The organism is Candidatus Hydrogenedentota bacterium (assembly GCA_018005585.1).
GTDB lineage: Bacteria > Hydrogenedentota > Hydrogenedentia > Hydrogenedentales > JAGMZX01 > JAGMZX01.
On record JAGMZX010000167.1, the window covers coordinates 1 to 12136 of the forward strand.

Sequence of the window (12136 nt, forward strand, 5' to 3'; positions counted from 1 at the left end):
GAATTTGCCCTCCTGATACCCCTCGATCGTCAACCGGCGCGTGTCTTCCAGTTCGGGCAGCACGACGTCGCGCAGACGCACGTATTCGTCGCGGCGCGCCGCCGTCTCAGCGTACGTCATCGTGATGCCGGCGGCGGCATCGGTCCGCGCTTCGCGTTCCCGCGCGGCCGTCTGTTCCAGCCGGTGCGTCTCTGCAAGGATGTTGCCCTGGTTGCGGTCGAACAAGGGCAGGGGCACAGAGACGCCGACCGTAAACGTTACGTCGGAGTCCCGGTCATAGTCCGCGCGTTCGCGTACGAACTCCAGCCCGGAACTGCCGAGCGAGACCGCGCGCGCCTGCTCGTCCGTGGTCTTCCCCCATTCGAGCCCGGCCATGACGGTCAGGTCGGGCGCGCGCTGCGACCGCGCCAGACTCAGCGCCGCCTCGCGCCGGGCCAACTCACTCTGCCAGCGCGCGACATCGGGGTTAGCCCGCGCACGGCCGGCCAATTCCGCGAGCGGCGGCAGGTCCGGCGGCGGACTCAACGCGCCCGCCGCCCGTTCAAAGCGCGCCTCCGCCGAACCCCACATGGCCGCGAGCGCGGCCCGCCGCGCATCGGTTTCCCGCTGGGCCGATGCCAAGTCAATGGCCGCCAGTTCCGTCTCGACCCGGGCCCGACGCAGGTCCAGGGGCGAGACCTGCCCCGCTTCCACCTGCGCGGCAACGGCGCGCTGCACTTCGTATGCGATCCGCTCCAGGTCCCCGGCCAATGCTGCCTTTTCCTGGGCCGCGAGCACTGCCGCGAACCGGCGCGCCGTCTCCGCGAGCACGTCTGCGCGCACCGCCTCGAAATCCCAGCGGGCGACGTCCGTCTCGGCGTGCGCCAGCGCGATGCGGCGGGCCCGTTTCCCGCCCAGTTCGACCCGTTGCGACAGCGCCAGCGTAATCTCCGCACCATCGAGGAACCCGCCCGCGCCCGGAGCGCGCTCCCTGCCCGCGCCCCAAGTCGGCGACAACGTGACGCCGTCCAGGGACAGTCCGCCTGCATAGGAGCGCGTGACGCTGTCCGGCCCGTCGTTGAAACGCAGTCCTTCCGCCTCAATCTCCAATTCCGGATTCGGCCGCAGCCGCGCCTGCAGGGCCAGCGCCTCGGCAACGCGCACTTCCCACGAATACACCGCGAGCCGCGGACTGCCCAACAGCGCGGCGCTCAGCGCCTGGTCCAGCGTCAATACGCCCGCCGGTTCCTCGAATGAGACAGCAGCGGCTGGCGTTTCCGCAGCGTGCGCTATTCCAATCACGAGGGCCAGCGGCAAGAATATAAGGCAAACCATGGATACTTCTCCGGTTCTCCCGAGGGACACTCGGGGAAGGAAACGGGGGTCAGGGAATGGGAACAGGGAACGGGGGGAGTTCAGCAGCGCAGGACGACGGCGCCCACACACGCGGCGAGCAACGCCCGGGCTTCCGGGGCGGCTTCGGGGGAACACAGCGATGGGGACAGCGCCGTTGCGCCGCCGGACAACACGGCGAAAACCGCCGTGCGCATACCCCCGAGCCCATTAACGGGTGTCTTGGACCGCGACGCGTCAAACAAATGCCGCTGAGCGGGGATTGGGATATCCGCGCAGGAATGGCCCTCCGGGTCATCGCAGACCGGGCCTACGGCGCCGTGACCGGCGTTACCGGGCTCGGAACGGCAGGTTTGAGGCGTGCATACGGATTCGAAAGCCACATGGCCACTATGGCAGACACAAAGCACAGCCCCCGCGGCGCCGGGAGGCAGCGAAAGCAGTGCAGCCAGAAAAGCGAGCGCGACTCCGCGCCAGGCACGACGCCGCGCAGACATTCCCGGCTGTTTTTGCATCGCTTCGGCACCCTGAAGGTTTGCACACATACACCAAGGCTGACTATGATGTATTTTCCCAAACGTTTACCCTATTTCGCAAAATTCCCGACACGGCGGCACGTCGGGGAAAAAGGAACCGCAATCCGCGGTTTTCAGGAGAACCTTGAGTGAGACTGCTGGTGGAACGCTCCAACCTCCGGGGCACGGTCGAAATCCCCGGCTCGAAGTCGCACACGATTCGCGCCGTCGCGATCAGCGCTCTCGCGCAGGGCGCAAGCGTGATCCGCCGCCCTCTCGACTCCGCGGACGCGCGCGCGGCCTTTCGCGTTTACCGCGCGCTCGGCGCGGCCATCGAAGACGAGGGCGCATGCTGGCGCGTGTGCGGCACGGGCGGCGCATTGCATGCGCCGGACGACATTATCGACGTGGCGAACTCAGGGACCACGATGAATGTCGCCCTGGGCAGCGCGGCGTTGCTGCGCTCGGGCGCGGCCGTGCTGACCGGCGACGGCCAGGTGAGGCGGCGCCCCAGCGGCGCGCTCGAGGCAGCGCTGAATGACCTCGGGGCCTCGGTGCGCTCGACGCGCGGCAACGGCTGCCCGCCCTTTGTCGTGTCGGGCCGCCTGCGCGGCGGCGAGACGACCATGCAAGCCATGAGCAGCCAGTATGTTACCTCCTTGCTGATTAATGCTCCGCTTGCGGATGGCGATACGCGGCTGCGCGTGCCCGTGCTGCACGAAGCGCCGTACGTGAACATGACGCTGGCGTGGCTGCGCCGCGAGGGCATCCGCGTCGAGCACGCGGATGACCTCCGCGAGTTCCTCATACCCGGCGGCCAGGCCTACCCGGCGCTGGACTGCCGGATACCGGGAGATTTTTCGTCGGCAACATTCTTCCTCGCGGCGGGAGCGCTCCCGGACAATGAGGTAACCGCCTTGGGCCTCGACATGGCCGATCCGCAGGGCGACAAGGCTGTGGTGGACTACCTGCGCGACATGGGCGCCGGGGTGTGCGTCGAGGATGCGGGCATCCGCGTTTCGGCGCGGCGTCTGGAAGGCCGGGAGATAGATTTGAACGCGACGCCGGATGCGCTGCCTATGATGGCGGCGCTCGCGTGCTTCGCCCACGGCGCGACCCGGCTGACAAATGTTCCGCAGGCGCGTTTCAAGGAGACGGACCGGATCACCGTCATGCGCGAGGAGTTGACAAAACTCGGCGCCCGCGTCGAGGAGTTGGAAGACGGTCTCGTCGTGCATGAGAGCGCGCTGCATCCCGCGGAGGTGGACGGCCGCGGCGACCACCGAATTGTCATGGCGCTCGCCATTGCGGGCACCCTGTTGTCCGGCACGACGGTCATTCACGGCTTCGAGGCGGTGAACGTCACGTTCCCGAGTTTCCTGGAATCGCTGAATGCGCTCGGCGCGCGCACGCGCGTGGTAGCGTAACGAGCGGCCGCCGCCGCGTCCGCGCCGCGCCTCGGGGCGGGAATGGGTGGCGGGCCGCGCACGTTTCCCCGTAGTGCCTCGGGGGCGCGCGAACGGCGTACTCGCAACGTTCGAAGGACACGACCACTACCATGAAGATTGTGCTGGCAGGACCCAAAGGCGCTGGCAAGAGCGCGATCGGCGCCGTCTTGTCCGAACGGACGGGATTCCGCACGGTTGAGACGGACCGGATGATCGAAGACCTGCACGAATTGCGCGACGGGCACCGCATGCGCTACCGCGAGATCTTCGCCGAACACGGCGAAACCTTCTTCCGCCAGCTGGAGCGCGACGTGGCCCGGGAATGCGCCGAAAAGGACTGGCACATCGTCATCACGGGCGGGTCGATCATGATGGACCCGGATTCGCGCCGCACGCTGCGCAGTAATGCCCTGGTCGTGTGCCTGACGGCCAACCCCGCCGTGCTCTGGGAACGCGCGACTAAGGACGGCGTGCCGCCCTGGCTCGTGGGGCCGGACGGCAAGCGGAAATACGAGGAGCAGGCCGCGTTTCGCGAAGACGTGCTGCGGCCCTATGCCGATATCGTGGTGGACACGACGGACGGCTCGCCCGAACAGCTCGCCGGGCTCGTGCTGGACCGCATCAGCGAAGAACTCGCGATCCATTGCCGGTCCGCCAACACCTACGGCGAAATCATCCGCGTTACCACCTTCGGCGAAAGCCACGGGCCCGCCATCGGCGCCGTACTCGACGGCGTCCGGCCGGGAATCGAGATTGACGAAGCACTCATTCAGCGCGAACTGGACCGGCGCAAACCCGGCCAGAGCAATCTCGTCACCCGCCGCAAGGAAAGCGACCGGGTCCATATCCTCTCCGGCGTTTTCGAGGGCAAGAGCACCGGCGCGCCCATTTGCATGCTCATCTACAACGAAGACCAGAAATCGCGCAGCTACGACGACATCAGGAATCTGTTCCGGCCCGGTCATGCCGATTTCACGTTCTACCGGAAGTACGGTTTGCGGGATTATCGCGGCGGCGGGCGGTCTTCAGGCCGGGAGACGGCCTGCCGCGTGGCGTGCGGCGCCGTGGCGCGGGAGATTCTGGCAAAGCGCGGCGTGCGTATCGTCGCGCATGCGGTCGAAATCGCCGGGATTCCCGCGGAAACCTGCGACTATAACGCCATCGAGCAGAACCCGGTCCGCTGCGCCGACCCCGCGGCGGCCGAGCGGATGGCGGAGGCCATTCTCGCCGCACGCAAGGACTGCGACTCCGTCGGCGGCATTATCCAGTTAGATATTCTCGGGACGCCGCCGGGTTTGGGCGACCCCGTGTTCGCGAAGCTCGATGCGCGCCTGACCGCGGGCCTGATGACTATCGGCGCGGTCAAGGGCGTCGAGGTCGGGCTGGGGTTCCGGCTCGCGCGCCTGCGCGGCAGCGAATCCAACGACCACATGGACAAGGCCGGGTTCCGCTCCAACAACTGCGGCGGCATCCTCGGCGGCATCAGCACGGGCGAACCCATTATCCTCCGCCTCGTCGTGAAGCCGACGTCGTCCATTGCAAAACAGCAGCACACGCTGGACGAAGAAGGACACGAACAAACCATCGAAGTACACGGCCGCCACGACCCCTGCATCGTGCCCCGGGCCATTCCCGTGGTCGAGAGCATGGCCGCTTTGACCATGCTGGACATCTGGGAAGTGCAGGCGCGATTGCGCCCGGACTGGGCCGCCCAATGGGAGCCGGTCGGGCTGGCGTAATGCCCGGATTGCGTTCCGCGCCGCGCCGCCGTATGATAGGGGCCTGTACAGAGGGAGCGGGGCCATGAGAGCTTTTTCGTGCGAAAGGAGCACGCCATGAACCGGTATTTTGTTGTTGCGTTGGTCTTGTTTGCGGTCTTGGGTGCCGGCGGCTGCCAGACAGCCGGCAGACTGGAGTCGCAGATGGCCGCGGAAGTCGTTCCTCAGCCGCAGGAGCACATTAAGATCGATAATGTCATCCTGATTATCGATGCGTCCGGCTCCATGTATGGCAACGACAAATTCCCGCTGGCGAAGGAGCTGGCGCGTTCCTTCGTGACGGCCATGCCCGCCGGCACGTACACTGCCGCCATGCTCGCCTACGGCGGCGAAACATCCAGCCGCTGGCTCAAGCACAATCCCGGTCTGTTTGACCGGGCCGCCTTTTTGGGCGCCGTCGCCCAGTTATATTGGCTCAAGGGATCCACGCCGCTCGCGACCGTGCTCGAACGCCTGAAACCGGGCCTCGACGCCACGACGGGCAATACGGCGCTGGTCGTCTTCTCGGACGGCAGGACGGACACGACCGCCGTGCTCGATATTTGCACGGAGATTATCAACAGCTATCCGGGCGAAATCTGCATCCACACCGTGCAGTTCGGCGCGGACGAGGCGGGCGGCAAACTGCTCGAGAACATGGCCACCCTGAGCATGTGCGGCACCTTCCGCATGGCGCGGGATATCGCGACGGCCGGCGGCATGCAGCAATTCGTGCACGACGTGTTCCTTGCCCCCGGCGCCGCTGTCAGCACAGCCGGCGCGGGTGGTCTGCTTGGTACGGTCTACTTCAACTTCGACAAGTGCGACATCCGGTCTGACGCGCAGCCTATCCTGGACTCCGCCGCCGCAACGGTGAACGCAAACCCGTGGATGGCGGTATCCGTGGAAGGGCATACGGACGCGCTGGGGCCGGACGCCTACAACCAGCCGCTCTCAGAAAAACGCGCGAACGCCGTGAGCAACGCACTCCAGCAGCGTGGCGTGGCCGCGGACCGCATCCGCGCGCAGGGCTTCGGCGAGTCGCAACCCGCGGCGCCGAACGACACGCGCGAGAACCGGCAGTTGAACCGGCGCGTCGAAATCAAAGCGTTGCCGTAGGCAGGGATTTGGCGTAGTCGAACGCACGGGTGTTCTTCGCGGCAACGCGGGAGCGAGACGTGGCTCGCCCCCACGGCGTGTTTGCGTGCCGAATCACGGCTGATTCCAGCCAGCGTGCGACCGCGGACCAACCGCGGCGCCGCCGGCCGGCGAGCAGTTTTACCGCGCGGCGGCATCCATCCGCACAGAGGCGGAATCCTGCGGAACGTCTTCGGTATATCCCGCCGGGACACGCAGCCAATAGCGGACTTGGCCGCCGTCCCGCTCCCAGCGCAACCAAACCGCATCCTGGCCCGCGGGCACAACACCTTCGCACCACGTCGCCCCAGTCTCCGGAAAGCGCACCTGGACTTTCCCCGCCACGGCATCAACGCGAATGCCCAGCACGTCGCGATAGAGCGACACCGCGGCATGCGACGCGAACCCGTGATTCAGGCTCGCATAAGCGCCGTCATTCTCCCATAGCGTGCCCGTGGTCTCCGCCATTCGCTGGAAATAACCGCATAGTTCCTCCGTGAGCTGCCGGTGCGCGCCGAACCGCGACAGCAGTTCAAGACGGAGAATATTGCCGACGAACATGTTCGCGAAATGCACGTCCAGGTGGGCTTTGCTTTCTTTCCGATGCGGCCCGAACTCGTCACGCAGGACGCGCCAGAGTTCCGGCTGCGATTCCGGCGATGTCACGTCGAAGAAGAACGCGAAATACTGACACACCTCGGATTTGTTGTCCGTCCGCTGCAGCACGCCATCCTTGCGCACGGCGTTGTCGATGAAGAACGCGCCGTCGAAGGATTGTGCGCGGATGGTCTCGCGCAGGCGCCCAGCCTTCTGTTCGAGCTCGGGCAGCTCGTAGAGCCGCGCCGCGGCGGAGAGCGCCGCCGCGTACAGCATGTTGGACGGGTAGTTCACGTCCTGCGTGAAGTCGTTGGCGCGCGACCACTCGACGAACACCCAGCTCTCGAGTTTCTCGAGCAGGCCGTCCGCATTTTCGAACTTCTTGAAATACTCGAACAAGCCAAGAATCTTCGGGCGCAGCGCGTCTATGGTCTCGCGGTCGCCGCTGCGCTCGAGATACGCGCCCGCCTGCGCAACGCACCACAGCGCCCAGTTCGGAATAAACACGCCGTCGTAGTGGTCCGACGGATAGCACATGGGCAACATGCCCTCGGGCAGATGCGCGAAGCGCGGCGGCAGCGCGAAATTCTCGAGGAAATTGCGCTCGACCGTCGTATTGCCGCAGAGCGCAAGCGCGCTCTCAGCCGTGAAATAGGAGTCGCACAGCCACCCGGCGCGCTCGCGCGAGGGGCAATCCATGAAGATATCCACGGCGTTCTGCGCAAAGGTGGCGCGGCCCGCCTCGAAGATGCGGTTGAGCCGCGGGTCCGAGCAGGCGAAGTAGGCGCGCGCGGCTTCCGGGTTTTCATAGGTTCGCAGGCTGATGTCTTCAAGCGCGCATTGGCCCTCCAGCGCGACAAACTTCGCGTAACGAAGCGTGTAGGGCTCGAAACTCTCGAGCGTGTATGCGCCCGGCGCGAGTTCGTACGCCACAATGCTCACCGTGCCGAGCCGCCGCCAATTCACGTCGTTGTCGAGCAGCATTTCGTCGAACAGCACGTAGAGGCGCGTGTTTTCCGCGCAAGCAACGCGGCAGCGCAGGAAACCCGTAAGGTTGCGTCCAAAATCAACGGTCTGAAAACGCATCGCGGATAGCGGCAAGGGCCGTCCCGCGATATAGGGCGCGTCCACGGGTTCCAGGGAAGCGTTGCGCCAGTGCTGCATCTCGATCGAAGGAATGGTCTCGAGCTCCCCTTCGGGATAACCGCCGAGATTCGGGCCGACATCGGTCAGGCTCCGGTCCTTCCAGAGGCGGCCGTCGGTTTCGAAGCGCTCGACCGCCCCGCACGCCACGTGCGCGACCGGCGACAGCACGTCAAAACGCGGATAGGGCACGCGGCGGGGCAGCAGCGCCTTTGCCGGGGTCTCGGTCAGCGCCACCTGTGTCAAAGCAACAGAGGCGTCACTGCGCCACCGGTCAAAGCCGGGCGCGAGCCGGTACACCTCCGAGAAGGGACGCTGGAAGCTGAATCGCTGGACCTTTTGCACCCGCTCCCCGCACAGCAACGCGGAGAACCCGCCGTCATTCGCCGCCGTGGCCGCAAGCACCTGTTCACCGGCCGCGACTTCCGCCTGCAGGAAGGAAGGTTGATCGAGCAGGTAGTAGCTGTTTGCGTTGTAACCCGCGGCCTCGATGGCGACCACGTTTTCGCCCGGTTGCAGCAGCGGCGTGATGTCCCATGCATCGACGCGGTAGTAACCGTGCCCGGCGCGGGCGGGGCCGTGCCCCGCGAAGACGCCGTTCACGAATGCGCGGTAAATGGGGGATGCGGTCACGCGCAACACGACGGAAGCGTCGCCGGGCGCGTCGAAAACGGCCCTGAAACCCACCGTGAGGTTCTTTTCCGTCTCGCGGCCCTCCGGCCAGACGGGGCGGGCGTTCAGAAAGGCGTCGGCGGGCGCCGCCGCGACGGCGCACAACATCACGCAACACGTGGTCAACATACGAATTACTCCTCCTTCTTTCCCCTCGCGCATTATGACCGTTGCGAACCTTCGAACACCACCGCATGAATACCCCGGCGCCGCACGTCGTCCAGTCAGCCGAGAGAGAACAGGTCACTTGACTCCGGCCGTGCCCGCGCCCGTTCGCCTGTGACGACGCGAGGAGAGGAAAGGAGCGCGCCAAGATGCGATACCTGACAAGACCTATGCCAACCATGCCCTCGGGATGGAGCCTTGCCTTGACAGCCCTGGTGCTGCTGGGCGCGACGGCTACGGCCATCGCCGCTCCGCGCGACGAAAGCACGCTGCGCCCCGCCACGTTCCGGGGCGCCGATGCCAAGTCGGCGGGCAAGACCGTTGCCCCCAACATCGACGGCGCGGTTCGCGGCGCGGCCGAAGATAGCGCCGTGCCGCGCAGGCGCGCGGCGCACGATGCGGATGCGGCGAAAGACTTCTCCGGCAGCGATTTCCTGATTACGGATGATCCGCGCCACGTAACGGGCGCGGAAATGGCGGCGGGCGCGGCGGGTTACGTCATGGCGGCGGAATGGGAATGGTCGCCGGAAGATCGCGACATCGTGGCGGTCGTAGTCCCTCTCGACCCGGAAGCGCCGCTCATCGGCGTCTCCGTGGACACCGCCACCGCCGACAGTTTTGCGCCGGACATCGCTTATGCGCCGGACCTTGGCGTGTTCCTGATCGTGTGGGAGGACTTTGAAGGGCAGAACAGCAATATTTACGGCGCGTTGGTTTCGGAGACAGGCGAAAATCTCAGCGAGTCGTTTCTAATCGCGGGATTGAACGACGAGGAGTTCGCGCCCGCGGTGACCTATACCGGCTTCGGCGATTTCGTTGTCTTCTTCGGCGCCGCGGAAGACTACTCCCTGGTCACCGGCTACATTCAGCTTTACTCCATACGCGTGAACCTCGACGGTGAGGCAATCAACCTCGGCGCGGAATCCCTGGTTGCGGACCTCGCCGCGTTCCCCGACGCCGTGCGCATCAACGACGACCGCGCGCTCGTGACCTATCAGGTGCTCTACGCGGACAACACCGGCCCCGTCGACGACTGGGACTGGGACGTCTACGCCTCGACCGTTGCATGGGACGGCGCGCCAGAGGCGGAACGGATGATCACCGGCACGCCGGAGCCGGAAACGGACCCGAGCGTTGCCTACAACCCGGTCGACGGCATCGCGCTGGCCGTCTGGGAAAGCGCGCAGAGCGCGAGCGACCGCGACCTGGCCGCGGGTGCCCTGCCGGTCAGCGCGTCGGGCGCCATGCAAACGCCCACAGCCTACATCGCCTACGACTCGAACACCTTCGACGTCGAGCCCGATGTCGCGTGGGACGACTATTTCGAAGTGTTCCTGGCCACGTGGCGGCACGATTACAGCAACGTGGACGGCGACATCCTGACGATGGAGTTCTCCTACGACGGCTTGCCGGCCGGTGACGCCCTCGCCGCCATCAGCACGGACGCGGACCAACTGCACCCGACTGTGGCCGCGCTGGACGGCTGGTTCCTGGTCGTGTGGCAGGAACTCATCGCGGGCGTATTCAATCTCGTGGGTCGCTTCTATGAGCATGGCGCCGCGTGCACGCCCCCGGCCGCGCCCGCGTCGCTCCAAGCCACGCCCGGCGGCAGCACCGGCCAGATTCGCCTGACGTGGGCCGCGTCTGGCGGCGCGGCCGAATATCGCGTCTATTACGGCGGCGCGCCGGGCACGCCCGCTTCGGGCGCATCCGTAGGCAATGTAACGACGATCATGGTCTCCGGCCTGACGCCGAACTCGGACTACTGCTTCGAGGTGACGGCCGTTAACGCCTGCGGCGAGAGCGGCGCATCGCCGGAAAGCTGCGCGCGCACGCCCGATGACGAAGAGCCGCCCCCCGGTCCCGGACGTATCCTGAGCATTCCGGAGAACATCGCGCCCGCGAACAACCGCATCGAGGTCCCGGTGCAGGTCGACAACGCGAGCGGCGTGCTGAGTTTCCGCGTGGCGGTCTGCTATCCAGGCGAGTTGAGTTTCGTGAGCGCGCAGGCCGGTTCGCTGACCGCCGGCTGGAGTCTCGTGCCCAACAACGAGGGCGGCATGGTCGTCGTGAGCGGCAGCGGCACTGCGGCATTGTCGGGCAGCGGCTCGCTCGTGCGCCTGACTTTCTCGCTGCCGAGCGGAGGCACGGGCGGCAGCCTCAGCTTCTGCCGGCCGGACCTTTTGAAACTGAACGACGGCCAAATCGCCTTGGGCACGCCCGACGGCGGCTCGTACCTGCCGAATGCGCCGCAGTACCGGTGGGGCGACCTCGCGAACGCGGCCGGCGACCAGCCCGGCATCGCCTGCGACGGTATCGCGGGCGGTCTCGACGCCGCGTTGATGCTGCGTTGGGACGTGGCGCTGCTGAACGCGCTGCGCGGCTGCCCCGATAACGTGCTGTACACGCGCCCGAATGTCCCGCCCGGCGCCGACCTGAACGGCGACGGTATTCTGGGCGGGCTGGACGCGTCGCTCGCGTTGCGTTATGACGTGGGCCTGATCGACTGTTTCCCGGCGGATACCAACTGCAACGGCACGGGTCCCGGCAAGGCACATGCCCTTGATGCGGGTGGCCTGCGCACGCTTTCAATAGAGCAGAACTTGACGCTCCCTGCGGCGGGCGCCGCGTGGACCGTTCCCGTCCGGATCAACAACGCCGACGGCGTTTACAGCTATCGCGTGCAGATCGAGTTCCCGGCGAATCGTCTTGAATTCGTGCAGGCGCAGAACACCGCAATGACCAACGGGTGGCTCGGCCCCATCGCGAATGCCGGCAGCGGCGTGGTCACCGTCTCCGCGTCCGGCGCGACTGCGGCCACGGGCGGCGGCGTGTTGCTGAATCTCGTGTTTACCGTCAAGGCCGGGTCCACGGGCGGCGCTCTGCATTTCGGGTCGCTCACGCGTCTGAACGACGGCGCCGTCGATACCGCCACGGTGGACGGGTCGTTCACGGTCCCGCAGCAAGAGGGCGCACGGCTCGAAGTGACGCCCGACCCGGCGGGCGGCTACGACTTCGGCGCTTGGTCCGTGGGCGAAACGCCGGAAACACTGTTCACCGTGCGCAACGCGGGCGGCGGCGTGCTGACCGGCTCGGCCAGCGTCACCGGCGCGGCGTTTTCCATGGCTGGCGCGTCCAGTTATTCGCTGGCGGCCGGACAGAGCATGCAGGTACGCGTACGGTTTGCCCCGCAGGAAGCGCAGGACTATACGGGCTCCGTCACCTTCACCGGCGGCGATGGCCCGGTCATCATCGACCTCTACGGGTCCGCCACGCCCCTGCCCGTATTCAGTTGCGGCGCGGCGGCGGGTTCGGCCGCTTCCGGCTGGGGCGACGTTGCCATCCTCGCGGGAACAGCGCTTGCTTTGGC

At 66.4% G+C, this 12136-nt stretch carries 6 protein-coding genes; 4 read left to right on the forward strand and 2 right to left on the reverse strand.

Going from position 1 to position 12136, the window contains the following annotated elements; genetic code table 11:
• On the reverse strand, positions 1–1314 hold a 1314-nt coding region (locus tag KA184_20505; protein MBP8131968.1), incomplete at its 3' end, for a TolC family protein.
• Between the two features lie 682 nt (positions 1315–1996).
• On the opposite strand from KA184_20505, the gene aroA reads away from it, so the two are divergent.
• The 3 genes from aroA to KA184_20520 all read left to right on the forward strand — a co-directional run bounded on the left by aroA (position 1997) and on the right by KA184_20520 (position 6171).
• Entirely contained in the window at positions 1997–3274 is a 1278-nt protein-coding gene (aroA, locus tag KA184_20510; protein ID MBP8131969.1) for a 3-phosphoshikimate 1-carboxyvinyltransferase, read from the forward strand.
• Between the two features lie 131 nt (positions 3275–3405).
• Entirely contained in the window at positions 3406–5034 is a 1629-nt protein-coding gene (gene aroC / locus KA184_20515; GenBank protein MBP8131970.1) for a chorismate synthase, read from the forward strand.
• 96 nt (positions 5035–5130) lie between these two features.
• A complete protein-coding gene (locus tag KA184_20520) occupies positions 5131–6171 on the forward strand; it encodes an OmpA family protein (GenBank protein ID MBP8131971.1) in 1041 nt (346 codons plus the stop codon).
• A gap of 159 nt (positions 6172–6330) precedes the next feature.
• On the opposite strand, the gene KA184_20525 is transcribed toward KA184_20520, so the two are convergent.
• Positions 6331–8730 (reverse strand): hypothetical protein, encoded by a 2400-nt coding sequence (locus KA184_20525; protein ID MBP8131972.1) that lies wholly within the window; start codon positions 8728–8730, stop codon positions 6331–6333.
• 185 nt (positions 8731–8915) lie between these two features.
• Between KA184_20525 and KA184_20530 the strand changes: the two genes are divergently transcribed.
• The coding region (locus KA184_20530) for a choice-of-anchor D domain-containing protein (GenBank protein ID MBP8131973.1) at positions 8916–12136 on the forward strand (3221 nt) is incomplete at its 3' end.